Source organism: Aurantimonas sp. E1-2-R+4 (genome assembly GCF_036549515.1).
GTDB lineage: Bacteria > Pseudomonadota > Alphaproteobacteria > Rhizobiales > Rhizobiaceae > Aurantimonas > Aurantimonas coralicida_A.
Genome location: NZ_JAZHLK010000010.1, coordinates 24,585 through 49,122, shown reverse-complemented (window position 1 = coordinate 49,122; position 24,538 = coordinate 24,585). Strand labels below are relative to the sequence as shown.

The 24,538-nt window shown below is 66.0% G+C and carries 21 protein-coding genes; 10 read left to right on the top strand and 11 right to left on the bottom strand.

The genetic code is table 11. The features are described 5' to 3' along the window. Positions 1-65 precede the first annotated feature (65 nt). The gene (acs, locus tag VQ045_RS06890) at positions 66-2,015 is read left to right on the top strand and encodes an acetate--CoA ligase (RefSeq protein WP_331829577.1); all 1,950 of its coding nucleotides are present in this window, start codon (positions 66-68) and stop codon (positions 2,013-2,015) included. Between the two features lie 394 nt (positions 2,016-2,409). Here acs and VQ045_RS06885 read toward each other — a convergent pair whose 3' ends face one another. From VQ045_RS06885 to VQ045_RS06870, 4 genes are all read right to left on the bottom strand, one after another. Next, complete coding sequence (locus VQ045_RS06885) at positions 2,410-3,294, bottom strand: PRC-barrel domain-containing protein (protein ID WP_331829576.1); 885 nt, start codon at positions 3,292-3,294, stop codon at positions 2,410-2,412. Between the two features lie 139 nt (positions 3,295-3,433). Continuing rightward, a complete protein-coding gene (locus tag VQ045_RS06880) occupies positions 3,434-4,711 on the bottom strand; it encodes a cyclopropane-fatty-acyl-phospholipid synthase family protein (protein WP_331829575.1) in 1,278 nt (425 codons plus the stop codon). Positions 4,712-4,841: 130 nt separating this feature from the next. Then, positions 4,842-5,360, bottom strand: coding sequence for a thermonuclease family protein (locus VQ045_RS06875; protein ID WP_331829574.1), 519 nt, complete (start codon positions 5,358-5,360; stop codon positions 4,842-4,844). Between the two features lie 247 nt (positions 5,361-5,607). Next, a complete protein-coding gene (locus tag VQ045_RS06870; RefSeq protein WP_331829573.1) occupies positions 5,608-5,874 on the bottom strand; it encodes a DUF1674 domain-containing protein in 267 nt (88 codons plus the stop codon). Between the two features lie 217 nt (positions 5,875-6,091). On the opposite strand from VQ045_RS06870, the gene htpX reads away from it, so the two are divergent. From htpX to purH, 5 genes are all read left to right on the top strand, one after another. Then, positions 6,092-7,069, top strand: a complete 978-nt coding sequence (htpX, locus tag VQ045_RS06865) for a zinc metalloprotease HtpX (protein WP_331829572.1) — start codon at positions 6,092-6,094, stop codon at positions 7,067-7,069. Then, positions 7,066-8,556: an RsmB/NOP family class I SAM-dependent RNA methyltransferase gene (locus VQ045_RS06860; RefSeq protein WP_331829571.1), complete on the top strand. Its 1,491-nt coding sequence runs from the start codon at positions 7,066-7,068 to the stop codon at positions 8,554-8,556. The genes htpX and VQ045_RS06860 overlap by 4 nt, the downstream gene beginning before the upstream one ends. A gap of 252 nt (positions 8,557-8,808) precedes the next feature. Beyond that, a complete protein-coding gene (locus tag VQ045_RS06855) occupies positions 8,809-10,494 on the top strand; it encodes a heparinase II/III family protein (protein ID WP_331829570.1) in 1,686 nt (561 codons plus the stop codon). A gap of 73 nt (positions 10,495-10,567) precedes the next feature. Beyond that, a complete protein-coding gene (locus tag VQ045_RS06850; RefSeq protein WP_331829569.1) occupies positions 10,568-10,753 on the top strand; it encodes a hypothetical protein in 186 nt (61 codons plus the stop codon). A gap of 91 nt (positions 10,754-10,844) precedes the next feature. Then, a complete protein-coding gene (gene purH / locus VQ045_RS06845; protein ID WP_331829568.1) occupies positions 10,845-12,461 on the top strand; it encodes a bifunctional phosphoribosylaminoimidazolecarboxamide formyltransferase/IMP cyclohydrolase in 1,617 nt (538 codons plus the stop codon). A 15-nt stretch (positions 12,462-12,476) separates the two neighbouring features. Here the strand turns inward: purH and VQ045_RS06840 are convergent, their stop codons facing one another. Genes VQ045_RS06840 through VQ045_RS06830 form a run of 3 tightly spaced genes read right to left on the bottom strand, consistent with a single transcriptional unit; the run spans position 12,477 to position 14,479 of the window. Beyond that, positions 12,477-12,758, bottom strand: a complete 282-nt coding sequence (locus tag VQ045_RS06840) for a type II toxin-antitoxin system RelE family toxin (protein WP_331829567.1) — start codon at positions 12,756-12,758, stop codon at positions 12,477-12,479. Next, positions 12,748-12,993 (bottom strand): type II toxin-antitoxin system Phd/YefM family antitoxin, encoded by a 246-nt coding sequence (locus VQ045_RS06835; protein ID WP_331829566.1) that lies wholly within the window; start codon positions 12,991-12,993, stop codon positions 12,748-12,750. The genes VQ045_RS06840 and VQ045_RS06835 overlap by 11 nt, the downstream gene beginning before the upstream one ends. 58 nt (positions 12,994-13,051) lie before the next feature. Then, complete coding sequence (locus tag VQ045_RS06830; protein ID WP_331829565.1) at positions 13,052-14,479, bottom strand: MFS transporter; 1,428 nt, start codon at positions 14,477-14,479, stop codon at positions 13,052-13,054. A 152-nt stretch (positions 14,480-14,631) separates the two neighbouring features. Between VQ045_RS06830 and VQ045_RS06825 the strand changes: the two genes are divergently transcribed. Continuing rightward, on the top strand, positions 14,632-14,763 hold the full coding sequence (locus VQ045_RS06825; RefSeq protein ID WP_327625502.1) for a hypothetical protein: 132 nt from the start codon (positions 14,632-14,634) through the stop codon (positions 14,761-14,763). A gap of 50 nt (positions 14,764-14,813) precedes the next feature. On the opposite strand, the gene VQ045_RS06820 is transcribed toward VQ045_RS06825, so the two are convergent. Continuing rightward, the gene (locus VQ045_RS06820) at positions 14,814-19,718 is read right to left on the bottom strand and encodes an NAD-glutamate dehydrogenase (RefSeq protein ID WP_327625503.1); all 4,905 of its coding nucleotides are present in this window, start codon (positions 19,716-19,718) and stop codon (positions 14,814-14,816) included. 116 nt (positions 19,719-19,834) lie between these two features. Here VQ045_RS06820 and VQ045_RS06815 point away from each other — a divergent pair, with 116 nt between their 5' ends. Continuing rightward, positions 19,835-20,413, top strand: a complete 579-nt coding sequence (locus VQ045_RS06815; protein WP_327625504.1) for a peroxidase-related enzyme — start codon at positions 19,835-19,837, stop codon at positions 20,411-20,413. Positions 20,414-20,628: 215 nt separating this feature from the next. After that, positions 20,629-21,828 carry an oxidoreductase gene (locus VQ045_RS06810; RefSeq protein ID WP_331829564.1) on the top strand — a complete coding sequence of 400 codons (1,200 nt, stop codon included), beginning with the start codon at positions 20,629-20,631 and terminating at the stop codon, positions 21,826-21,828. A 158-nt stretch (positions 21,829-21,986) separates the two neighbouring features. Here the strand turns inward: VQ045_RS06810 and VQ045_RS06805 are convergent, their stop codons facing one another. From VQ045_RS06805 to VQ045_RS06795, 3 genes are read right to left on the bottom strand one after another with little or no spacing between them, the layout of a single operon-like run. Beyond that, the gene (locus tag VQ045_RS06805; RefSeq protein ID WP_331829563.1) at positions 21,987-22,625 is read right to left on the bottom strand and encodes a TPM domain-containing protein; all 639 of its coding nucleotides are present in this window, start codon (positions 22,623-22,625) and stop codon (positions 21,987-21,989) included. A 2-nt stretch (positions 22,626-22,627) separates the two neighbouring features. Further along, the gene (locus tag VQ045_RS06800) at positions 22,628-23,503 is read right to left on the bottom strand and encodes a TPM domain-containing protein (protein ID WP_442879830.1); all 876 of its coding nucleotides are present in this window, start codon (positions 23,501-23,503) and stop codon (positions 22,628-22,630) included. A 22-nt stretch (positions 23,504-23,525) separates the two neighbouring features. Beyond that, entirely contained in the window at positions 23,526-24,152 is a 627-nt protein-coding gene (locus VQ045_RS06795) for a LemA family protein (RefSeq protein WP_331829562.1), read from the bottom strand. Positions 24,153-24,276: 124 nt separating this feature from the next. Here VQ045_RS06795 and VQ045_RS06790 point away from each other — a divergent pair, with 124 nt between their 5' ends. Beyond that, positions 24,277-24,534 carry a hypothetical protein gene (locus VQ045_RS06790; protein WP_327626231.1) on the top strand — a complete coding sequence of 86 codons (258 nt, stop codon included), beginning with the start codon at positions 24,277-24,279 and terminating at the stop codon, positions 24,532-24,534. Positions 24,535-24,538: the final 4 nt, after the last annotated feature.

Below are 24,538 nucleotides of genomic sequence, written 5' to 3'. Positions count from 1 at the left end.
CGCGGTTTCACCCTAAGTTGCCTCTCGGAGGCGGGGGACCGCCGGGACGATACGGGAGGCGAAGCATGAACATCATCCACGTCAAGGACGAATGGAAAGCCCGCGCGAAGCTCACGAACGAGGATTATCAGGCCTGGTATCGCCGCAGCATCGAGGATCCGGACGGCTTCTGGGGCGAGCACGGCAAGCGTCTCGACTGGATGACGCCCTTCACCAAGGTGAAGAACACTTCTTTTGCGCCGGGCAAGATCGACATTCGCTGGTTCGAGGACGGGACGCTCAACGTCGCGGCCAACTGCATCGATCGGCATCTGGACAAGCGCGGCAACCAGACGGCCATCCTCTGGGAGGGGGACGATCCCTCCGAATCGAAGGCGATCACCTATCGCGAACTGCATGAGGAGGTTTGCCGCATGGCCAACGCGCTGAAGGCGCGGGGCGTGAAGAAGGGCGACCGGGTGACGATCTACATGCCGATGATCCCGGAGGCGGCCTATGCGATGCTCGCCTCGGCGCGGATCGGCGCGGTCCATTCGGTGGTGTTCGGCGGGTTTTCGCCGGACGCGCTGGCCGGCCGGCTGGACGGCGCCACCTCGGACGTCTTGATCACCGCCGACGAGGGCCTGCGCGGCGGGCGCACGGTGCCGCTCAAGAAGAACGCCGACCGGGCTTGCGAGATCGCCGCAAAGGCCGGCCATTCCGTCAAGACGGTGCTGGTCGTGCGGCGCACCGGCGCCGATGTGCCCTGGACCGAGGGCCGCGACGTCTGGTGGCACGAGGCGCGCGAGACAGCGTCCACCGACTGTCCGCCGGAGGAGATGGGCGCCGAGGACCCGCTGTTCATCCTTTATACCTCCGGCTCGACCGGCAAACCGAAGGGCGTCCTTCATACGACCGGCGGCTATCTCGTCTATGCCGCGATGACGCATGAATACGTCTTCGACTACCATGACGGCGACATCTACTGGTGTACGGCCGATGTCGGCTGGGTGACCGGCCACAGCTATATCGTCTACGGGCCGCTCGCCAACGGCGCGACGACGCTGATGTTCGAGGGCGTACCGAACTATCCGGATACCTCGCGATTCTGGCAGGTCATCGACAAGCACAAGGTCAATATCTTCTACACCGCGCCGACGGCGATCCGGGCGCTGATGGGCGCGGGCGACGACAAGGTGACCAAGACGTCACGCAAGAGCCTCAAGGTACTCGGCAGCGTCGGCGAACCGATCAATCCGGAGGCGTGGAACTGGTATTACCGGGTCGTCGGCGACGAGCGCTCGCCGATCGTCGATACCTGGTGGCAGACCGAGACTGGCGGCATCATGATCACGCCGCTGCCGGGCGCGACCGACCTCAAGCCCGGCTCGGCAACGCGGCCGTTCTTTGGCGTCATTCCGCAGCTCGTCGACAATGACGGCACGGCGCTGGAGGGCGTGGCCGAAGGCAATCTCTGCATCACCGATTCCTGGCCCGGCCAGATGCGCACGATCTACGGCGATCACGACCGCTTCGAGCAGACCTATTTCTCGACCTACAAGGGCAAATACTTCACCGGCGACGGGGCGAAGTGCGACGCCGACGGCTATTGGTGGATCACCGGCCGCGTCGACGACGTCATCAACGTTTCGGGCCATCGCATGGGCACGGCCGAGGTCGAGTCGGCACTGGTCTCGCATCCGAAGGTCTCCGAGGCGGCGGTGGTCGGCTACCCGCACGACATCAAGGGCCAGGGCATCTATTGCTACGTCACCTTGATGGAGGGGCAACAGCCTTCCGACGATCTCAAGAAAGAGCTCGTCGGCCATGTCCGCGAGGAGATCGGGCCGATCGCCTCGCCGGACAAGATCCAGTTCGCGCCGGGCCTGCCGAAGACCCGGTCGGGCAAGATCATGCGGCGGATCCTGCGCAAGATCGCCGAGGACGATTTCGGCGCGCTCGGCGACACCTCGACGCTTGCCGATCCCGCTGTGGTCGACGATCTGGTGGAAAATCGGGAGAACCGCAAGGGTTGAGATGGAGCGCGCGACGGTGGCGACTTGCGTCAGGCTGGCGCGAAAAACGCCACCGTCTTGCCTTGCCTGTTTTATGCCCGCATACTTGCCGGGTGTTTAACGAAGCGAAAGGAGGTGATCCAATGTTGAGTGATTTCCAGATGCCGGTTGGGTCTCAATGTCTCGGTCAAGCGATGGAGCAGTCTTCTCGCTTCACTTGAGACAGTCGGGTCCGGGTAACGGTCGAAGGACCCCCGGTATACGAGAGTCACGGGGCCGCTTCCTGGCAACAGGGAGCGGCCTTTTGCATGGGCGGGCGCTCCTCCCAGGCCCGGCCAGGAAAAAAACCCGCCCCGGCGCAAACCGGGACGGGCGGCAATGACAGCCGGACGAATCCGCTTGCGCGCTCGTGCGCTTATTGCGGTGCCGGTGTCGTGCCGTCGGCCGGAGCCATCCCCGCATCGGGCGCAGCCTCCTCGGCGGCTTCCGCCTCTTCCGGCTCGCCATAGGCTGGCGCGGCCTCGAGCTGCTCACGCGAAACGTTCAGCACGATCCGATCCGGCAGATTATCCTCACCGACGACCGGAGTCTGCGGCTCAGGGGCTGGCTGAGCGGCGCCACCGGCCGCCGGATCGACACCCGTCGCCGCGCCGCCGGCAGCCGGATCGACAGGAGCGGGAGCGGCGGCCTCGATGTCGGCCTTCTTGGGAAGGCCTTCGGTCTTGCCCGGACCGAATTCGAGCGCGTCCATCGCAACCGCCACGTCCTTCCGGCCGATGCCGAGGAAGCCGCCGACACCGACGAGCACCGCGATTACTTCGCCCTGCTCCGAGACGAGCACGTCGGTGATCGATCCGATGCTTTCGCCGGCCGTATCGTAGACGTCCTTGCCATTCAGGTCCTCAACGCGCCAAGCGCCGGTCGGGGGGACGACGACGAAGGGACCGTCAGCCATGGTCGCGTCGGTTGAAGTGGCCGTGTCCATCGCCGTGGTGTCAGCGGGCGCTGCCTCGGTGTTGGTCGTAGCGGGCATATCCGCAGGGGCGGCCGCGCCTGAGTCCGGCATGGTGGTCGCATCGTCCCGGGACATCGGCTCGCCCTCGGCAGGCGCGGCGGCGTCGCCGGTGGTCGCGTCCGTTCCCTCCGCCGGAGCCGCTGAATCGGCTGGCGCGGTTGCGTCGGCCGGCGCTTCGACAGCCGGCGGGGTATCGGTTGGGGGCGGCGTGGTGGCATCCTGCGCGAAGGCCGCGAAGGGCATGACGACGCCGGCCAGAAGTGCCGTGTAGAGAGTGTTTCTCATCGATTTTACTCCCATTGGTGATCACGAAAGAATGATCCACGGCAGGAGAGGTTCCAAAAGAAACTAAGTTAGCCGATCAATTTTGTCGGGGAGACGCCCGACTGGGCGTTTTCGCCGTCGCCGCGCGCGGGAAATCGGCCTAGCGATAAAGGTCGCGCCGGGTCGGGGGCAGTTCGGCCGGTCCCTTGGCCCTCCGCGAGGCGAGTGTCTGGTAGATCAGCAGGCCGCCCCGGCTGAAACCCAGTGAGACGCCGGCGAGATAGAGCAGCCACAGCCGGGCGCGGGGCTCGCCGGCGATCCGCGACGCTTCTTCCATATTGGCGCTCAGGCGGTCGTGCCAGAGCCGGCAGGTGCGGCCATAATGCTCGCGCCAGTTCTCGACGTCGTGGACCTCGAAACGGTGCGCCTCCAGCTTTTGCGCGGAGTGGCCGACATGGTCGAGTTCGGCGCCGGGAAAAATGTAGCGGATGATCGCCGCATATTCCTTCGTGCCTTTGCGAAATGCCTTGGCGGTGGCCTTGGCCGGCCGGGTGATGGCGTGGTGGAGATAGAGCCCGTTCGGCCGCAGGAGTTTGCGCACGGCACTGAAATAGGCGTCGTGATGGGCCCAGCCGACATGTTCGAACATGCCGATCGAGGCGATCTTGTCGAAGGCTCCGCTCACCTCCTGGAAGGGCTTGAGTTCGATCGTGATACAATCGCCCAGCCCCTTTGCAGCGACGCGCTCGCGGGCCAGATCGTATTGGGCCTGGCTCAGCGTCACGCCGTGGCCGGTGATCCCATAATTCTCCGCGGCGTGAATGAGCAGCGCGCCCCAGCCGCAGCCGATGTCGAGCAGCCGTTCGCCCGGTTTCAGCCGCAGCTTGCGGCAGATCATCTCCAGCTTGTCGAACTGCGCCTTGTCGATGTCGTCGTGCCAGCCGTCGAAATAGGCACAGGAATACAGCATCCGCTCGTCGAGGAAGAGGCGGTAGAAATCGTTGGAGATGTCGTAATGGAACTGGATCGCCGCCATGGACGAGCCGCTGGCGCCTGCGCCGTCGCCCGCTTGGGGTGCCGTTCTGGCAGTCTTCGCGCCCTTGCGCGCCAGAGTGTAAAGCGCCGGCAGCGCAGCGGCGATCCGCAACTTGTCGAGCTTCTTCAGCGCGTCCTTGGTGCGGATGTCGGAACGCGCGGCGGCGATATCGAAGATCGTGCCGTCCTCGATATCGACAGCCTTGGCCATCCACAATTCGACGGCGGTGGCGATCGTCGGGCGGATCGCCAGGCGAGCGATCGCGGCGGGATCGTTCAGGGCGAGCGCCGGTCCGTCCGCGGGACCGATGCGTTCTCCGGTCCACAGCCGGACGGCGATCTTCGGCTGGAAAGCGGTGATCGCCTGGCGGACGATGGCTTCGAGTCTGGCTTCGCCCGTCATCGACCGGCCTCTCCGTTTCACGTGAAACCGGTATGAACACCGCTTTTCAGGGTTTAGCGCGGAGTATGGGCGGGCGGCAACTCGCGTTGCGGACATCCCGACGCTTTAACGGCCCGCAGCGCAAACCCGCCTATCCGGTACCCGATATCCCAGGTGCCGCTGGCGCGAGACCGCCCAGCACAGCGCCGTTGCACCAGTCGCGCCGCTTGCCGCCCTCGTAGCGGGCGACGAGACCCTCGCGCAGCAACCGGTCGGCGACGTCGCTGCCGTCCGACGCCGACAGGCTGGCCAGCACGCGGCCGAAATATTTGTCGCCGGAAATGACGGTCAACGTGACGTTTCCGCCGCCGACCAACTGCTTGAGCCTATCGGTCGCAACCTGCGCCGCAGCCTTCTCCGCCGTGCAACCGCCGCGATGTTCCGGGGCGTCGATCCCGCGCAGGCGAACCGCGACATGGACGGACTGCATCGGCCAGATGAATGCCTCGACCATAATCGTATCGCCGTCGCGTACCTTGATCACGCGCGCCTCTACCGGCCCGGCGATCTCGCGCAGATACGCATCGCCGGTCTCGGCGGCGCCGGTCGCTGCCCCAAACGCGAGCAGGGAGGCAATGCAACCGAAAAGGGTATGGGTAAGGTATCTCACGTCAGCGGGCGATCCGAATCATCTGCGTTGCGGATATTATTCCTATATCGGATCTCGAAGAAGTCAATCTGCCCCCGCAGCACGTCATGGGTTGATCACGGTGTCGCCTCATCCCCGCGAGACGCGAAGCCGTGAATGGCGTGGTTTCCGTTAGGATAAGGTGCCCACAACCATAAGCTGATACGCATTTGTCGCCGTCAATCTGGAATGCGGGGTGCGGCTGCTTTTCCCGCTTGGAGCGCGGGAATCAGAAATCGGAGATCAGCCCGTTTTTCTCCCAATCGCCGTAGCGGACCGGTTCCGGGCCGTCGCGGCCATTCAGCTCCGTCGGCCGGCCGGCCGGATCGATCGCCTCTGCGTTGCGATCGCGGCGCCGCGCTTCGGCCTCGGCAAGCGCGCGCCGGGCGGCGGGCGAGAGGGGACGATGGTCGGTCGGCGCGTCCGTCCGGTCCGGCTCGGCCGGCCCTTCGGTCGCGGCGGCTTGCGGGGAGTCTGAAGTTTCGGAATCGGTCATTGGCAGGATGATCCTGGTCGGCGGTCGGTGCCGGCAAGATAGGGAGCCGCTCGGCAATTGCCCACTGCGGCCGGCGAGTGACCACGATGGTCATCGCCCGGAGCGGCTGAAACGCCCCCGCTGTGATCGACATTGCGGCGGCGACCTGCAATCACCAGATTTGCTGGCGGTAGGACGCGGATCGACCGCGTCGTGAGCAGCGGGGTGGGACCGTCCCATGAACATGATCAAGACGGCGATGCTGATCGCCTTCATGACCGCCCTTTTCATGGGGCTGGGGCTTCTGGTCGGCGGCCGCGCCGGCATGATGATCGCCTTCGTCATCGCGGCGGGGATGAATCTCTTCGCCTATTGGAACGCCGACAAGATGGTGCTGAAGATGCACCGTGCGAAGGAAGTCGACGCGCGCACGGCGCCGGAATTCCATCGCATCGTCCAGGGCCTCGCCGGCAATGCCGGCCTGCCAATGCCGAAGGTCTACGTCATCCAGAACCCGCAGCCGAACGCCTTTGCCACCGGCCGCAACCCCGATAACGCCGCCGTCGCGGCGACCACGGGTCTGCTCGAGCAACTGACCTCGGAAGAGGTCGCGGCCGTGATGGCGCATGAGCTCGCCCATGTGCAGAACCGCGATACGCTGATCATGACGATCACCGCGACCCTTGCCGGCGCGATCTCGATGCTCGGCAATTTCGCCTTCTTCTTCGGCGGCAACCGCAACAACAACAATCCGCTCGGCTTCATCGGCGTGATCGCGGCGATTATCGTTGCGCCGCTCGCCGCGATGCTGGTGCAGATGGCGATCAGCCGCACCCGCGAATATTCGGCCGACCGGCGCGGCGCCGAGATCTGCGGCAATCCCGACTGGCTGGCCTCGGCGCTCGGCAAGATCGCCAGTTCCGCCGGTCGCATCGTCAACGAGGACGCCGAGCGCAACCCGGCGACGGCGCACATGTTCATCATCAACCCCTTGTCAGGCCAGCGCATGGACAATCTGTTCTCGACCCACCCGGATACCGGCAACCGTATCGCCGCCCTGCGGCAGATGGCGGTCGAAATGTGCGGCGGCGGCGGCGCGGGCTTCGTCGCCGGCACGTCGGCCAAGCCGGTCGCGCATGACGATCAGGCGTCGGGGCCGTGGAACCGGTCGCACAAGACGCCGCCCGGCGGCCCGCGCAAGGGTCCCTGGGGTTGAGCGCCGGGTCGGACGGCCGCAAGCCCCGTCGCGGCGGCAATTTCGACGCATCCCGCTCGGCGCCGCGCAAGCGCCCCCTGCCGGGCAAGGCGCCGGTCGCGGCCGACAGGGCGGGTCAGCCCCGGATCGCCGCCGGACCCGATGCCTTCGTGCCGGATGGCTATTCGGCCGGCGACAGGCCGGGCCTCGGCGCGCGCTTGGTGGCGGCCAAGCTGTTGTCGGCCATCGTCGACGCCAAGACCTCCGCCGACGGCCTTCTCGACGCCAAGGGCGGTCATTCGGGCTTTCGCGCGCTGGAACGGCGCGACCAGAGTCTGGTCAAGGCGATCATCCTGACGGCCCTGCGCTTTCGCGGCACGATCGACCGGGCGCTCGACGCTTGCCTCGACCGGCCGTTGCCGCCGAACGCCGCGGCGCTGAAGCACATCCTGCATGTCGGGGCGGCGCAGATCCTGTTTCTCGACGTGCCGGATTCCGCGGCTGTCGATCTCGCCGTTGCGTCCTCCGGCGTCGATTCCCGCAGCCAGCGCTTTTCCGGCATGATCAATGCCGTGCTGCGCCGCCTGTCGCGGGAAAAGGAGACGCTGCGCGTGGTCGCCAAGCCTGGCGAGAACATGCCGGAATGGCTGATGCGCCGGCTCGTCGCGACCTATGGGGCGGCCCGCGCCGACGCGATCGCGCTGGCCCATCTGTCGCCGGCGTCGCTGGATCTTTCGGTGAAGGGCGATCCCGCTTCCTGGGCGGAGCGTCTCGGCGGTGTCGCGCTGACCTCCGGCACGGTCCGGCTCGGTAGCTTCGACGGCCCAGTGACCGACCTTCCCGGCTTCGCCACCGGCGAATGGTGGGTGCAGGACGCCGCCGCCGCGCTGCCGGCGAAGTTGTTCGGCGATCTCTCCGGCAAGCGCGTTGCCGATGTCTGCGCGGCGCCGGGAGGCAAGACTGCCCAGTTGATCCTCGCCGGCGGCCGGGTCACTGCGCTCGACATCAACGCCAACCGGATGAAGCGGCTGAAAGAGAATCTGGCGCGCCTGTCGCTCGAGGCCGAGACGGTCGTCGCCGATCTGTCGGCCTACGAACCCGACCCGCTGTTCGACGCGATCCTGCTCGACGCGCCCTGTTCCTCGACCGGAACGATCCGCCGCCATCCCGATGTCGGCTACACCAAGGACGCCGCCGAGGTCGACAAGCTCGCGGCCGTCCAGGCGCGCCTGCTCGGCGAGTCGGCGCGGCTCCTGGCGCCGGGGGGCCAGCTGGTGTTTTCCAATTGTTCGCTCGACCGAGCGGAAGGCGAGGATGTGGTCGCGGCGTTTCTCGCGGCGCGGCCGGACTTCGCGCGCGATCCGGTCACGGCGGCGGAGCTGCCGGGCTTCGAATTCGCCCTGACGCCTGAGGGCGATCTGCGGACAACGCCGGAGATGCTGGGGGCCGGCGAGGGTCCCGAGGGCGGCCTCGACGGGTTTTACGCGGCCCGGCTCAAGCGGCTGTGATCCGGGCGGGCGCGCCTGCCTCCGCGCCTTAGCAAAGCCTTTACCATATCGCGCGAAACTCGGTTGTATCGAGCAGTCGCTACGCGCTCGCCGGCATCGGGCCGGCGTCGGCTGGCCTGCGAGACCATGGTGACAACGGTGCGCGCCTGGTTGAACACGCGCGGAACGCCGTGAATCTCTGCAATGCCGCATCGCGTGATCCGAAAACCGGTGAGCGCATCTGAAACGATCCGATAGCGCTGGAGTACGGGAGTGTCGACGGGTTTGGTGGATCATCCGCTGCTTGCGGTTTTGACGCTTCGGGAGGCTTGGCGCCGGGTCCGGCGGCGACTCCACACCGGCCCGATCCACCGCTGGCGCTTCGCCGGAGGGACATCCGGCAAACTCATCGCGCTTCCGCCCAATCTGCGCCACGGCGACCCGATGATCGCCGAAGCGATCTATGCCGGGCGGTTTCATTTCGCCGGACAATTGCTCGAGCCCGGCCGCACCTCGATTTTCCAGTCGACGCCGCCATCGGCCGCCTATTCGGTCGAACTGCATGGGTTCGACTGGCTGAGCCATCATGCGGCGGCCAGTGACGCGCTGGCGGCCCAGAACGCCCGCGCGCTCGTCGACGACTGGATCCGCCTCAAGGGCAAGACGATCGGCGGCCCGGCCTTCGAGCCGGCGGTCGCGGCGCGGCGTCTCATCGCCTGGATCACCCATGCCGATCTGCTGCTTACCGGGGCCGAACCGGGCTTTTACCGCCGTTTCATGAAAAGCCTGTCGGCGCAGGCGCGTTATCTGCGCGCGATCGCCCAGGAAGCGCCCGAGGGAATGCCGCGCCTCGTCGTGCGCACGGCGCTCGCCTTTGCCTCGCTGTGTCTCCCGACGGCCAGCGGGCGGGTCAAGATCGCCGCGCAGTCCCTGTCCGACGAACTCGACCGGCAGATCTTTCCCGATGGCGGACATATTTCCCGCGACCCCTCGACGATCATCCGCATCCTGGCGGATCTGATTCCGCTGCGGCTGACCTATCTTGGGCAGGGTCAAGCGCTGCCGAAGGGCCTCTATTCGGCGATCGACCGGATGCTGCCGGCGATCCGCTTCTTTCGCCATGGCGACGGGACGCTGGCGCTGTTCAACGGCGCCGGCGTCTCCGACCTCCATTTGATGACCGTGCTGCTGCGCTACGACGAGACGCTGGGCGAGCCGATCAGCCACGCGCGCCAGTCGGGCTATCACCGGATCACGGCCGACAGGACCACCGTCATCGCCGACACGGGCTGCCCGGCGCACACCTCGGTGTCGAGCAACGCCCATGCCGGGACGCTCGCCTTCGAACTGTCGAGCGAGGCCAGCCGCATCGTCGTCAATTGCGGTCGCCCGACCACCGAGGACTCCGATTGGCGGCGGCTTTCGCGCTCCACCGCCGCCCATTCGACCGTCACGGTGGCGGACCGATCCTCCTCGCATTTCGCCCGCTCCGCCAGCCTCGACCGGTTTCTCGGAACCCCGCTTGTGCCTGGCCCCACCGCCGTGACACTGGCCGATCCGGGCGACGCCGGTCTCGGTTTCGACGCCACCCATAACGGCTATGCGCGCGGCTTCGGTCTCCTGCATCGCCGCAGGCTCGTCGTGTCACCCGATGGAAACCAGGTGGACGGCACCGACCGTTTCGAGGCCGCGGGCGGGCATGGGAGCGCCGGGACGGCACTGAGCGCTACCGCGCGCTTCCATCTTCACCCGGGGGTCAATGTCGAAACGGCGGGCGACGGGGTCCGGCTCAGCGTTCGCGATCAGCGCTGGCTGTTCGAGACCGATGGTGAGCTGGCGATCGAGGATTCGATCTTTTTTGCCGATGCCGGCGGGGCTCGCCGCACGCTCCAGCTCGTCGTGTCGTTCGACGCGCGGGACTCCGACGGTATCGCCTGGCGCTTCCTGCGCGAGCGCTGACCGGCCGGGGCGTCGGGGCGCCAGAAGCGAGCGGCGTCGACAGACGCGAAAAGCGAAAACACGACTCGACGAAATGCCGCGATGGCGCATCTTCATGCCGATGAAGCATCTCGTCCTCCTTGCCATTATCGGCCTGGCGCTTGCGTCCTGCGGCATGAATCGGGCTGTCGGCGTTTTGCCGAACACGCTCGACGATCTCGCCGAGCTGTCGAAGGCGTCGCCAGGCGCGGACGGCGAGGAGCCGCGGCTGACGCCATAGGACGACACGTCCGCGCCGAGGCATTGTCGCAGCGGCCTCGCCCCGGTATCAGGGACCAAACCCCTCTTTCCGATCCGCGCAGGAAATGCCGATGTCCGTCAAGGCCAATGTCACACCCGTTCCCGACCGTGTTCGCGTCCGCCGGGCGCTCATCTCGGTATCCGACAAGAGCGGCCTGGACGATCTGGCCAAGGGCCTCGCGGCGCTCGGCGTCGAGCTCGTCTCCACCGGCGGCACCCGCAAGGCGCTGGAAGCCACCGGCCTCGCCGTCCGCGACGTGTCCGATCTCACCGGCTTTCCGGAGATCATGGACGGGCGGGTGAAGACGCTGCATCCGGGCGTGCATGGCGGGCTTCTGGGGATTCGCGCCGACCCCGCCCATGCCGACGCGATGCGGACTCACGATATTGCCGGGATCGATCTTCTGGTCGTCAATCTCTACCCGTTCGAGGCGACGCTGGCCGGCGGCGCGGACGCCGCGACCATCGTCGAGAATGTCGACATCGGCGGCCCGGCGATGATCCGGGCCGGTGCCAAGAACCACGGCTATGTCACCGTCGTCGTCGATCCGGCCGATTATGGCGAGCTGCTTGCCGTGCTGCAGGCTAACCAGGGCGAGACCGACCTCGCCCTCAGGCGGCGGCTCGCGGCCCGCGCCTTCGGCCGCACGGCCGCCTACGACGCGGCGGTCTCGCAATGGTTCGCCGGCGAGGTGGAGGACGCGATGCCGCGCCGCGCGAGCTTTGCTGGAATGCTCGCCGAGGAATTGCGCTATGGCGAAAACCCGCATCAGTCGGCGGGCTTCTACAAGACCGGCGAGGCGCGGCCCGGCGTCGCCACGGCCCGGCAGGTGCAGGGCAAGGCGCTCTCCTACAACAACATCAACGACACCGACGCCGCCTTCGAGCTGGTCGGTGAATTCGATCCGGATCGCACCGCCGCCGTCGCCATCATCAAGCACGCCAACCCGTGCGGCGTCGCGGAAGGGCCGGACCTCCTGGCGGCCTATCGGCAGGCGCTGGCCTGCGATCCCGTCTCGGCCTTCGGTGGCATCGTCGCGCTCAACCGCCGCCTCGACCGGGCCGCGGCCGAAGCGATCGTCCAGGTCTTTACCGAAGTGATCATCGCCCCCGACGCGGACCCCGACGCCATGGCGATCATCGCGGCCAAGAAGAATCTTCGCCTGCTGCTGACTGGCGGCCTGCCCGACCCGCGCGCCGCCGGGCGCTTCGTGAAGTCGGTCGCGGGCGGGCTCTTGGTGCAATCGCGCGATGCCGGCGTGGTCGACGATCTCGACCTCAAGGTGGTGACGAAGCGGGCCCCGAGCGCCGCCGAGCTTGCCGACCTGAAATTCGCTTTCCGGGTCGCCAAGCACGTCAAATCCAACGCTATCGTCTATGCCAGGGACGGCGCCACCGTCGGCATCGGCGCCGGCCAGATGAGCCGGGTGGATTCGGCCCGGATCGCCGCGCGCAAGGCCGAGGACGCCGCCCAGGCGCTGGGTCTCGCCGAGCCGTTGACGCGCGGTTCGGCGGTCGCGTCGGACGCGTTCTTCCCCTTCGCGGACGGGCTGCTCTCCGCTGTCGCGGCGGGCGCGACGGCGGTCATCCAGCCGGGCGGTTCGATGCGCGACGACGAGGTGATCCGTGCCGCTGACGACAACGACATCGCCATGGTGCTGACCGGGATGCGCCACTTCCGCCATTGATGGTGCGGGTTTGACTTACCGCGCCTTCGCCTTGCGATAGACGCCGGCCTTGTCGCGTTTGCCCACTGCCACCACAATGACCACGATGCGACCGTCGTCGACCCGATAGACCATTCGATAGCCGGAAGAGCGGAGCTTGATCTTGAAGTGAGCAGGCATCCCGGCCAAAGCCGATGCCGCCACCTTCAGCGCTTCCAGTCGTTCGGCCAGCTTGGCCTTGAATTGCTCTTTTACAGTGAAGCCGAGCTTCTTCCATTCCTTCAGTGCCGAAGGAAGAAACTCCAGCCTATAGGTCATTCAGATCGACAGACACCGGGACTTCGTCAGCCCGATTCCGCGGGATTTCGGCGAGCGCCATATCGTCCAGCTGCTCGACAAGACGCTCGTAGAACGCGGCCGGCACCATGTAGGCCATGACCCTGTTATGGTTGAGAATGGCGACCGGAATTCCCCCGGCCTGATCGAGGACCGCGCTGGGACTGCGCTTCAGGTCGGACACACTGACGGCCAAGTCAGCGGAGAGCTTCTGCATGGCTGGATCAACCCATCGTGGAATTAATATGAAATATAGTCCCAAAAATAGATCTAAATCAGGCTAATGGCAACCGTCTTGTCTCGCTGCGTCTCGGCCCCTGTGTCCGTCCCAGCAGCGCCAGGCCGACAATCAGAAAGAGGATAATCGCCGACATGCCGATGCGCGAGGCGGTCACCGGATCGGTGAGCGCCGCCGCGATGGCGGTTAAGGTCGCCACCGCGCCCGTCGCCAGGAACGATGTCGCCCGCCCGGTGAACGCGTAGAAGCCGAAATAGCGCCCGGCCTCGTCCGCCGTCACCGATTGGGCGAGCCAGGACCGCGACGAGGCCTGCACCGGTCCGAAGGCGAGACCGATCAACAGCCCCCAGCCGATGTAGCTCTTCTCCGCCGCGGTCGCGAACAGGCCGGTCGCATCGGACGGCGCGAAGACGACCAGTCCGAAGGCGGTGAAAGCGGGGGCGGTCGAGACAATTCCGATGGTCGCCACGATCAGGCAGAGGATCGAGGCGGTGATCACCGCCTTCGAGCCGAGCCTGGCGTCGAGAACGCTGGCGCCGAGGCAGCCGAGGATCGCGGTGACGTTGAGGATGATGCCGAACAGGCCGCTTTCGGTGATCGACCAGCCGAACATGCCGGCCGCGAAGGCCCCGCCGAGGACGAGCAGGGCGCTGACGCCGTCCTGATAGATCATCCGGGCGATCAGGAAGCGGAACAGCGCCGGCCGCGTGCGTATTTCGCGCCAGGTCGCCAGCAGATCCTTGAGACCGTCCCGCGCGGCGACGGTGATCGGCTCGGCCTTCGGACGGTCGGGGGTGAAAAGAAACATCGGCAGAACGAAAACGAGATACCACAGCGCCGCCAGGGGACCCGTCGCGCGGGCGCCTTCCCCGGCGGCCGGGTCAAGGCCGAACAGCGGCTGGAGACCGAGGATCGTGCGGCCGGTCGCGGGCGAGCCGGCGAGGAAGGCAAGGGTGAAGAACAGGAAGGTGATGCCGCCGGCATAGCCGAGGCCCCAGGCGATGTTGGAGACGCGGCCGATCGAATCGCGGTGGACCAGCCGGGGAATCATCGCGTCGTTGAAGACGATCGAGAACTCGGCGGCAATCTGCGCCAGAACGATCAGGAGGGCGACGAGGACGAGCGGCGAGCCGGGGGCGGCGAACCACAAGAGGGTGAGGGCGCCGATCTGCACGACGGCGAAGCTTGCGATCCATGGTTTGCGTGGACCGGCGCGGTCGGCGATCGACCCGAGAAACGGCGACAGCAGCGCGACGACGATGCCGGTGACCGCTACAGCGCCGCTCCACCAGGCTTGACCGGTAGCGGGGTCGGGGGCGAGTTGCGAGACGAAATAGGGGCCGAAGACGAAGGTGATGATGACGGTGAAGAAGGGCTGGGCGGCGAAATCGAAGGCCATCCAGCCCCAGACGGGCCGGTGGCGAAGGGGCATGCGATAGGGTGGGGAGTCGCTTGCTGGAATCATCCGGGGCCTCGTCGGTCGGCATTCCAAACAGCCATGCACCGAGCCATGGCGCCAGCGCAATCCATCTTGATCGGCGCGATTGCTGCCCATGGTCGGCAGGTGCGTGCTAGTCTGCGGTTCGCATCAATCAGGATGCCTTGAGGGAATCGAACATGGCCAAGGGTCAAATGCGCAGCAACAAGGAAACCCGCAAGCCGAAGGCGGACAAGGCGAAGGCCGTGGCCCCGGCCACCGTGCCGGGCAAGTTCGCGCCGCAGGAAAAGAGCGACGGCAAGAAAAAATAGCCGGGGATGGAGCCTGGGTCCGGGCGCCGCCTCTGTCAGGTGGCCGCCCGCTATCCCGCAAGATCCGACAACAGCCCCGCCGCGACGGTGAGCCGCGCGACGGAGGTCTCGCCGGTCCCCGCCAGCGCAGCGATCTGGCCGGCGATGCGATCGACGGCGCCGCGCCGACTTTCGGCCCAGACACCGGCGGCGTCCCCGCCAGCGCCGCCCTGCTGCCGCAGGGCCGCCGCAGTCAGCGATCGCCGGGCTCCGGTGATTTCGCTGGCGGCGCGATCCAGAGCCAGGGTCTCGTAGTAGTCGGGGGTCTGCAGGGTCAGCAAGGCCGCCTCGAGCCGGCCGATTCCGAACAGGCGGGTGATGCCGAAATAGGTTTCGATCGTCGCCTCCAGTGACGCGGATGTTTCACGTGAGACAGAGGCGATGTCCGGTACCAGCGACAGCAGGGGCAGAAGCGCGATCTCGCTGGCGAGATCGGTGGGCACTCCCTTTTCGATCCAGCTATCGGCGCGGGCTGTGGCCTCGGCGCGCGCGGCGTCCGTCGCCAGATGCAGCAATTTCGGCTTCAGCTGATCAAGCGCGTCCCGGCTGCTCACCACCGCGCCGGTGAGGCCGGCCTCGAAGAGCTCGTTCTGGGCGTACCAGCGGGTCGTGCGGTGGAGAAACCGCCCGATCTCGGCGTAAAGCGCATTCTGGGTTTCGCCGGACAGCTGACCGTCCAGTGCGTCCACCCGCTCATAGGTCGCATTGATGTCGAGGCCGTCCTTCGCCGCCACGAAAGCGCGCACGATCTGCGAGGGAGACGCACCGCGCGCCTCGCGCATGACGGTGACGAAGGTCGGGCCGGTGCGATTGACAATCTCGTTGGCCAGAACGGTCGCCACGATCTCGCGGGACAGCCGGTGGCCGCGAATATCCCGGGCGAAGTCGTGGCGCATCGGGACAGGAAAATAGTCCAGCAGCCGATCCTCGAAATAAGGATCGTCGGTCAGCGTGCCGGCCACCAGCTGGTCGAACAGGGTGATCTTGGCATAGGCGATGAGGACGCCGATTTCCGGTCGCGTGAGGCCGCGACCGCTGCCCCTGAGATCGCCGATCGCCGTTTCTCCCGGCAGGGTCTCGACGGAGCGATCGAGGGCCCCTTCCGCTTCGAGAACCGTCATGAACCGGGCCTGGAGCGCCAACGCGCCGGCTCCCTCCCGCTCTTCCAACGACAGCGCCAGGGTCTGCTCGTAATTGTTGGCGAGCACCAGTTCGGCGACCTCGTCGGTCATGCCGGCCAATAGCGCATCACGGTCGCTTCGCGTCAGGCGGCCGGCCTCCATCGCGTTCTTCAAGGCGATCTTGATATTGACCTCGACGTCGGAGGTGTTGACGCCGGCCGAGTTGTCGATCGCGTCGGAGTTGATCCGGCCGCCGCCGCGCGCGAATTCGATCCGGCCCTTCTGGGTGACGCCGAGATTGGCGCCTTCGCCCACTACCTTGGCCCGAACCTCCAGGCCGGTGACGCGGACGGCGTCATTGGCGCGGTCGCCGACATCGGCGTTGGATTCCGCCGTGGCGCGCACATAGGTGCCGATGCCGCCGAACCACAACAGATCGGCGGGCGCCTTGAGGATGGCTGTGATCACTTCGGCGGGTGTTCCAGAGAGTTTGTCCCAACCGATCGCGCCCGCAGCCTGCTCCGAAATCGTGATCCGCTTCTCGCGCCTGGAAAAGACGCCGCCGCCTGCAGACAGCTTGTCCGTGTCGTAGTCGGCCCAGGATGAGCGCGGTTTTTCGAACAGGCGCTGGCGCTCGGCGAAGGAGACCGATGGGTCGGGATCGGGATCGATGAAGATGTCGCGATGGTCGAAGGCGGCGATCAACCGGGTCTGACGCGACAGCAGCATTCCGTTGCCGAACACGTCGCCGGACATGTCGCCGCAACCGACGACGGTGAACGACTCGACCTGGATATCACGATCCATTTCGCGGAAATGACGCTTCACGGCCTCCCACGCGCCGCGCGCGGTGATCCCCATCGCCTTGTGATCGTATCCGGCCGAGCCGCCGGAGGCGAAGGCGTCGTCCAGCCAGAAATCGTTCGACTGGGCGATGGCGTTGGCGGTGTCGGAGAAGGTCGCGGTGCCCTTGTCGGCGGCGACGACGAAATAGGGATCGTCGCCGTCATAGCGCGTAACGTCGGATGGCGGCACGACCGCGTCCCCGACGATGTTGTCGGTGACCGACAAAAGCGAGGCGATGAAGACGACATAGGCCGACCGGCCGGCGGCGAACCAGGCATCGCGGTTAGAGGCGTCCGGGAGGCGCTTGGGATAGAAACCGCCCTTCGCGCCAACCGGGACGATGACGGCGTTCTTGACCTGCTGCGCCTTGACCAGACCGAGCACTTCAGTGCGATAGTCCTGGGCTCGGTCCGACCATCTCAGACCGCCGCGGGCGACGCGCCCGAAGCGCAGATGCACGCCTTCGACGCGTGCGTCGAAGACGAAGATCTCGCGGAACGGAACCGGGGCGGGCAGCCCCTCGACCGCGGCGGATTCGAGCTTGAAGGCGAGTGCCGGAGCCACCCGCCCGGGCTCGGAATCGGGCTCGGTCGACGTGCCGTCGATGGCGAAGAAATTGGTCCGCAAGGTGGCGAGGATGGCGCCCATGAAGCGCCGGATGATGCGGTCGTCGTCGATGGAATCGACCGCGTCCAGCGCCTCGATGATGGCGGCGTGAACCGCCTCCGCCCCCCGCTCGGCGGCCAGGCGGACCTGACGGGCATCGGGCTCCTCGATCGCGTCGCGGCCGGTGGCGGCGCCGCCGCCGCGCAGTGCGGATTGCCGCGGGCCGAAAGCGGTTTCGAACAGCTCCCAGAGCCGTGCCGCGATGGCGGGATGGCGCAGCAACGCGGTCGCCAGAAAGTCCGGCGAATAGGACAGTCCGGCTTGCCGCAAGTAGCGCGAATAGGCGCGCAGCACGTTGGCCTTGCGGAAATCGAACCCGGCTTCGAGAACGAGCGCGTTGAAGCCGTCATCCTCGATTCCGCCCGCCGTGACAGCGGCGAAGGTTGCCTGCAGGGCGGCACCGTCATCGTCGAACACGATGTCGCCGCCATTTCTGCGGGTAAGATCCATATCGTGGAGATGCACGCGCTCGCCATCGGGCCGGGTGACGGGAAACGTGCGTTCGGAAACGACGGAAAATCCCATGTTCTCGAGGATGGGTACTCGGGTCGACAGGGTGACGGCGGCGCCAAGGTGATAGATTTTCAGACGCAGCAGATCGCCGCGGTCGCCGCGGCGACGGTAAAAGTCGACCTCGAGCCCCCTCTCCGGCGTCAGGCCGTCGATGGCCTGCGCGTCTGTAACGGCTTCCTCCGGAGCGATGACGTCCCGATAGCTTTCCGGCAGACCTGGCACCAGTTTGCCCAGTTCGTGCGAGCGGCCCGCCTGGGTGAGCGCGCCGACGAAGGCGTCCTCCCAATTCTTCGCCAGTTCGACGATCCGCTGTTCGATACCCGTGACGTCGACGTCCGGCGTGGTGCCTTCCCCACGGCCGATGATGAAGTGAACCCGGGCCAAGGGGCCTTGGGGAAAGGCCGGATAATAGGCCGAGACATGACCGTCATACGCCTCGGCGAGCAGGAGGCCGATGCGCTCGCGCAGCCGCGTGTCGTAACGGTCGCGCGGAACGAAGACGAGCACGGAGACGAAACGGTGGAACCGGTCGATACGCGACAAAACGCGCACGCGCGGGCGCTCGCCGAGCTCGACGATGGTAGTCGCGAAGCGCTCCAGAAGGTCGACGTCCATCTGGAAGACCTCATCGCGCGAATAGGACTCCAGCGCGTTGAGAAGGGCCTTGGCGGAATGGGATCCCGGACGAAGCCCCGACCGGCTGATGACCGTCTCCGCCTTCAGGCGGAGATAGGGGATGGTGAGAATCGACTGGGTATAGGCGCTCGACGTGAACAGGCCGACGATGCGCAATTCGCCGGTGAAGTTGCCGGCGGCGTCATATTGCTTGACGCCGACATAATCCATGTAGGTCCGACGGTGAACGATCGAGCGGGCATTGGCCTTGGTGACGATCAGCGGGTTCGGGGCTTTCAGGAAAGCGCGAATCTCCGGTGTGGTCGTCATCGACCGGCCGTCCCGCCCGAGAATGCGGAGGCGAGGATCGGCCAAAATGCCGAGCCCGGCGTCTTCGCGGCGCTCCAGCGCCTCGCCCTCGGCATCGCCGAGATAGTCGTATTCGCGGCAGCCGAGAAAGATGAAATTGTCGTCGCGCAGCCACTCAAGCAGATTGGCCGATTCCTCCACGATGATCCGGGTGCCGTCCGAAGCGAGGCCGCCGGCCCGCTGGCGCAGCGCGGCGACTGCGTCGCTGACGCGATCACGCATGGCGCCGAAATCGGCGTTGGCCTGCGCGACCTGGGTCAGGATTGCCTCCAGGCGTGCGCGCAACGCCGGCGCGGCATCGTCGCCGATGGGATCGATGGCGAACTGGATGAGGCTGGTGCGGTCCGGCTCCGCCTGGGTTTCGTCGCTCGCATGCGACGCGGAAAAGCTGTTGATCTCTCCGTCAGCGCCCCGCACGACGTCCAGAATCGGATGGGAAATGTAGTGGATCGCCGGCGCGGTCTCGGCAATCTCGGCGGTCACGGAATCGAACAGGAACGCCATGTCGTCGCTGACCACGGTGACCAGGTCCTGCGGCTCCTCGCCGTGCAGAAATGCTTTCGGTCGTTCGATCGCGACGACGAACCGGCCCCGGCGATGGGCGTCGAGCGCGGCAATGCCGGCCCGTGCGGCGCCGGCGAGGGCGTCCGGCGTGAAGGCGGCGAGATCCTCGGCGGGCGGGCGTGCGAACAGGAGCGGCGCAAGAACCGCTTCCGGCCGACCGCCGCCGATCACCGCCTCGACGGCGCTGAGGATCGCGGATTTGCTCGTATCGTGATGGTCCATAATCGCCATCCCTTTCGGCGTCGCCTGTTGTCTGCGGAACCCTATCATAGGGGAACGCGGGCGATCTGCGACGTTTCGCCGTGCAGGCCGCCCGCTGGGCGTTTTTCGGAGGAAGCATGACCAAGCATGATGACCGCGCGGTTACCGCGCTCGATCTCGGCGTCGCCGAGCCTTTGTCGGAGCGCACGAAAACCTACTTCGCCAAATGCGAGGAGAAGCTCGGCCTCGTTCCCAATGTGCTGATCGCCTACGCCTTCGACGAGAAAAAGCTCGAGGCGTTCTCGACCTTCTACAACGAGCTGATGCTGGGGGAGAGCGAGATCGACAAGCTCGACCGCGAGATCATCGCGGTCGTCGTTTCCGCGATCAACCACTGCCACTATTGCCTGACCGCGCACGGCGCCGCCGTCCGGCAGCTTTCGGGTGACGCGAACTTCGGCGAGACGATCGCGCAGAACTGGCGGGCGGCGGGGCTCGACGCCAGGCGGATGGCGATGCTGGAGTTCGTCGTCAAGCTCACCGAGCGGCCGGACAGTATCGTCGAGGCGGATCGGCAGGCGCTGCGCGAGGCCGGCTATTCCAATCGGGCGATCTTCGACATCGCCTCGGTGGCGGCGTTCTTCGCCATGTCGAACCGGGTTGCTTCGGCGACGGATATGAAGCCGAACGCCGCGTATCATGGCATGGCGCGGTGAGGGGGCAGTGGCGTGGGTGTCGACATGCCGTCGGTCAGGTAGACCTGAAACTGCCAGTTTTTGTTTCGGAATCAAGCGAGACTCGAAGCCCCGTTCGTCAATATTTCAGTGAATGGCCGCTTCGAGCCCAAACTTGAGGTCCTGTAGCGGTGCCGTGAGTTTTCACGGATGTAGATTGTCGATTGAAGCCGAAAAATTTGTTAGTGAAAGTTCATATGGAACAACGTGGATTTCTGTTCGAGCCGCTCGAATTGCCCTGTGGAGTAACCCTGAAGAACCGGATTGCGAAATCGGCGATGTCGGATTCCCTGGGCGACGGGACCGGCCATCCGACAGCCGAACAGATCAGGCTGTATCAGCGTTGGGCAGGAGGTGGACTGGCCGTATCCATCATTGGCGAGGTGCAAGGCAACGCCGCTTATGCCGAGAAGCCCGGCAATTTGGTGCTCAACGAGACGTCCGACCTCGACCGTTTCCGGGAACTTGCTCAAGAGGGCGGCGAAAACGGCGCTGAGCTCTGGCTGCAGCTCGGTCACGCCGGGGCGCTTGCTTACGCGCCCACCAGTGCGCCCAAAGGTCCGAGCGCCCTCGATCTGCGGGGTCTGCGCTGCGGGGAATTGTCAATTGAAGAGATTCATCGACTGCCCTTTGAGTTTGCCAGGACAGCCCGTCTGGCGCGGCGGGCTGGTTTCGGCGGTGTGCAGATTCACGCGGCGCACGGATTTCTGCTCAGTCAGTTCCTATCGCCTTTGTTCAACAAGCGGAGCGACGCATATGGAGGGGCCATCGCCAACCGTATGCGGCTTCTGTTGGAAGCCGTTGATGCAACCCGAGCCGCTGTCGGGCCGGATTTTCCCATCGCTGTGAAACTCAATTCCTCAGACCAGCTCGAGGGCGGCCTTGACGAGGACGACGCGCTCGAAGTCGTGGCAGCGCTGGACCGGTCTTCGGTCGATCTGATCGACATGAGCGGCGGGACTTACTTCCCAGGAGCAAAGTCCGCTTCCGACGGTGCTGGACCCGGACCCTACTTCTTGAAATTCGCCAAGCGCGCCCGCGCGATGACGACCAAGCCGTTGATGCTGACGGGCGGTTTCAAGACACGTGCGCAGGCCGAGGACGCGGTGGCCAGCGGTGCGATCGATATCGTCGGTCTCGCCCGCGCGCTTGTCCTTGAGCCGTCACTTCCCGACCTCTGGAAAGCGGATCAGAAACCAGAGCCGGCCTTTCCCAGGTTCGCCAGTGCCCCAGAGGGCGGGATAACCGCGTGGTACACGATGCGGTTGACCGAGATCGGCGAGGACAGAGAAAATGAGGATCTCGGCGATCTCCAGCGCGCTATCCGGGACTATGAAGCGCGCGACAAAGCTCGAACGGAGGTCTGGTTACGTCACTTTGCCAATGACGTCGTGTGACAACCTTAAGTGGTGATTCCCATCTATGTCCGCCCAGTCCCGCATTGCGGCCATTCACCCCGTGCAGGGCGAACGCGTGCTTATCACCCGATTCAGACGTACGTTCCGAGACAAAATCGTCGCCTTCGGTTTATCAGTGAGGCCGCCCACATTTCTCTTCAGATCTCCACCAGCCGGTCGTCGATCTCGTTCGGATTGGCGTGGTCGCCGGGAAAATGCGCCGTCAGGATCGCGCCGGCGGCGGTGACGGCCTGGACATAGCCCTCGGCCAGACGGTCGTCCCGCGCGGCGGCGATGAGGTCGGCGACGATGGCGTCCCAGGCCTCCTGCGGTACCTTGGAGGCGATCTCCGCGTCAGCGACGATCTCGGCATAGCGCTCGGCTTCGGAGACGAAGACGAGGACGCCGGTGCGCCCGACGGTCGTGTGAATGTTGTGGGCGAAGAATTGCGACAGCGCCATGCGATGGGCGCGGTCCTCGGCAACGGCGCGCGGCACGAACACCATGCGAAGCCGGGGCACGAGCGCGAACAGCACCAGCAGAGCGAGGGTGGCGGCGAGCTGGCTTGTCACCAGCGCAAGGCCCGAGATCGCAAAGCCGGCAAGCGGCGCGAACAGCGCCGCCAGCAGCGCGGCGACCAGCGACAGGGCGAGTGCGATCGTCGCCGGCACGAAGACATAGGCATCGCTGGTGCGCGCGAAAACCGCGTAGATTTCCCCGGTGGTGGTCGCTTCCGCGGCGCTGATCGCCGCGGCAATGCGGGCATGGTCGGCTTCGGTGAAACTGAGATGCGCCATCGTTACCAACTCCCCGACGATCCGCCGCCGCCGAACGATCCACCGCCGCCGGAAAAGCCACCGCCGCCAAAGCCGCCGCCGCCACCCGAAAAGCCGCCACCGCCCGACCGCCGCGACGCGCCGGCCGCATCGAGCGCCCAGATCATCCCGAGCCAGCGATAGCGGTTCTTGCCGATCTTGCGGCCGTGTCGGCGGGCCAGATTGGTCATCACGAAACTGCCGATCACGAACACCCAGACGCCGACGAAGAACAGCGTGAACAGCCAGTCCGAGACCTCGCCGCCGGACCAGGATTCGTTGCGCTTGGCGCGCGCTTCCAGCTCGGCGGCGTCGCCGGACAGGACCTGCAGGATGCCGTCGACCCCCTTTACGATGCCGGCCGGATAGTCGCCGCTTCGAAAGGCCGGCAGGATGTCGTTCTGGATGACCAGCGTCGACAGCGCATCGGTCAGGGTGCCTTCGAGGCCGTAACCGACCTCGATCCGTACCTTGCGATCATCGCGGCTGACCAGCAGCAGGACGCCGTTGTCCTCGTCCTTCTGGCCAATCGCCCACTCCCGCGCCAGCCGATTGGCGTAATCGGCGATCTCGGCACCCTGAAGATCGGGAACCGTTGCCACCACGACCTGGTCGCTCGATTGCGCCTCGAAGGCGGCGAGTTTGTCCCTCAGCGCCGCCTCCATGCCCGGATCGAGCAGATCGGCAGTGTCGACCACGCGGCCGGTCAACGGCGGGAAGTCCTGCGCCGCCGAGGGAGCCATGCCCGCCAGCCACAGAGCCAGCGCGAGGAGCAGCCACGCGGCGGCGCCACGGGTCCGCGCCGTGCCCCGGCCCAGTGTTGGCCAAGGCCGGGTGGCGAGCATATCGGGCCGCGGCATCATCGCCATGCTGGCGTGCTCCTCACTTGCCGAAATCGACCTTGGGCGGTGTCTCGGCGCCGGCGGTCGCAGTGAAGGCCTGCATTTCCTCCGCCTCCGGATAGAACAGCGCGGCGATCCAGCGACCGGGAATGGTCTTCAGCTCGGTGTTGTAGACGCGGACCGCGTCGATATAGTCGCGGCGGGCGACCGAGATGCGGTTTTCGGTGCCTTCGAGCTGGCTCTGAAGCGCCAGGAAGTTCTGGTTGGATTTCAGGTCCGGATAGCGTTCGACCGTGACCAGCAGGCGCGACAGTGCGCCGGACAGCTGATCCTGGGCTGCCTGGAATTTCTGGATGGCGGCCGGGTCGGTCAGCTGATCGGCGTTGATCTGCGTCTGCGTCGCCTTGGCGCGCGCCTCGACCACGGCGGTCAGCACCTCGCGTTCCTGCGCGGCGAAGCCTTTTACCGTCTCGATGAGGTTGGGGATCAGGTCGGCGCGGCGCTGATACTGGTTCTCGACCTGTGCCCAGGTGGCCTTGGCCTGTTCTTCATAGGTGGGGATCGCGTTGATCCCGCAGGCCGACAGCAGCGGCGCCACGATCGCCAACACGAAGGCGGTTACGATCGGTCGGAACCGGGGCGGTAGGGCGGCGGCAAGTGACGGCATGGTGGGTCTCCGGTCAGGGGCGGCGCGGCCCGTCGGCGCTTATGTAGACCATCTTCGCGCTTTCCAGAAGTCGAATGACACGCCCAAGGTTGCTCTCTTCAGGCTTTTGCGACAGAGATTTCGCATGACCGGCCATCATCACGACGACGAGCGCCAACGCGAGGCGAAAGCCATCCTCGAACGCGTGCGGCAGGAGACCGAGCCGCAGGTCGGCGGCCACACTGAGGCGATGCTGTTCAGGACGCGCGATCATTTCATGGCGCGCGACGCCGATCCAAACGATCGGATCGAGGTCATCGGCACGCGCATCGGACGTCTTGCCGCGATCGTCGGCTTCATCGTCTTCGCCGTCCTTCTCGCCATCCAGCTCGCAAGCGATTGAACGG

Bases quoted from the DNA above. Each gene is read 5' to 3' on its own strand.
- acs (WP_331829577.1), top strand. From the start codon at position 66: ATGAACATCATCCACGTCAAGGACGAATGGAAAGCCCGCGCGAAGCTC.
- VQ045_RS06885 (WP_331829576.1), bottom strand. From the start codon at position 3,294: ATGAGAAACACTCTCTACACGGCACTTCTGGCCGGCGTCGTCATGCCC.
- VQ045_RS06880 (WP_331829575.1), bottom strand. From the start codon at position 4,711: ATGACGGGCGAAGCCAGACTCGAAGCCATCGTCCGCCAGGCGATCACC.
- VQ045_RS06870 (WP_331829573.1), bottom strand. From the start codon at position 5,874: ATGACCGATTCCGAAACTTCAGACTCCCCGCAAGCCGCCGCGACCGAA.
- htpX (WP_331829572.1), top strand. From the start codon at position 6,092: ATGAACATGATCAAGACGGCGATGCTGATCGCCTTCATGACCGCCCTT.
- VQ045_RS06850 (WP_331829569.1), top strand. From the start codon at position 10,568: ATGCCGCGATGGCGCATCTTCATGCCGATGAAGCATCTCGTCCTCCTT.
- purH (WP_331829568.1), top strand. From the start codon at position 10,845: ATGTCCGTCAAGGCCAATGTCACACCCGTTCCCGACCGTGTTCGCGTC.
- VQ045_RS06840 (WP_331829567.1), bottom strand. From the start codon at position 12,758: ATGACCTATAGGCTGGAGTTTCTTCCTTCGGCACTGAAGGAATGGAAG.
- VQ045_RS06835 (WP_331829566.1), bottom strand. From the start codon at position 12,993: ATGCAGAAGCTCTCCGCTGACTTGGCCGTCAGTGTGTCCGACCTGAAG.
- VQ045_RS06830 (WP_331829565.1), bottom strand. From the start codon at position 14,479: ATGATTCCAGCAAGCGACTCCCCACCCTATCGCATGCCCCTTCGCCAC.
- VQ045_RS06825 (WP_327625502.1), top strand. From the start codon at position 14,632: ATGGCCAAGGGTCAAATGCGCAGCAACAAGGAAACCCGCAAGCCGAAG.
- VQ045_RS06820 (WP_327625503.1), bottom strand. From the start codon at position 19,718: ATGGACCATCACGATACGAGCAAATCCGCGATCCTCAGCGCCGTCGAG.
- VQ045_RS06815 (WP_327625504.1), top strand. From the start codon at position 19,835: ATGACCAAGCATGATGACCGCGCGGTTACCGCGCTCGATCTCGGCGTC.
- VQ045_RS06810 (WP_331829564.1), top strand. From the start codon at position 20,629: ATGGAACAACGTGGATTTCTGTTCGAGCCGCTCGAATTGCCCTGTGGA.
- VQ045_RS06805 (WP_331829563.1), bottom strand. From the start codon at position 22,625: ATGGCGCATCTCAGTTTCACCGAAGCCGACCATGCCCGCATTGCCGCG.
- VQ045_RS06800 (WP_442879830.1), bottom strand. From the start codon at position 23,503: ATGCCGCGGCCCGATATGCTCGCCACCCGGCCTTGGCCAACACTGGGC.
- VQ045_RS06795 (WP_331829562.1), bottom strand. From the start codon at position 24,152: ATGCCGTCACTTGCCGCCGCCCTACCGCCCCGGTTCCGACCGATCGTA.
- VQ045_RS06790 (WP_327626231.1), top strand. From the start codon at position 24,277: ATGACCGGCCATCATCACGACGACGAGCGCCAACGCGAGGCGAAAGCC.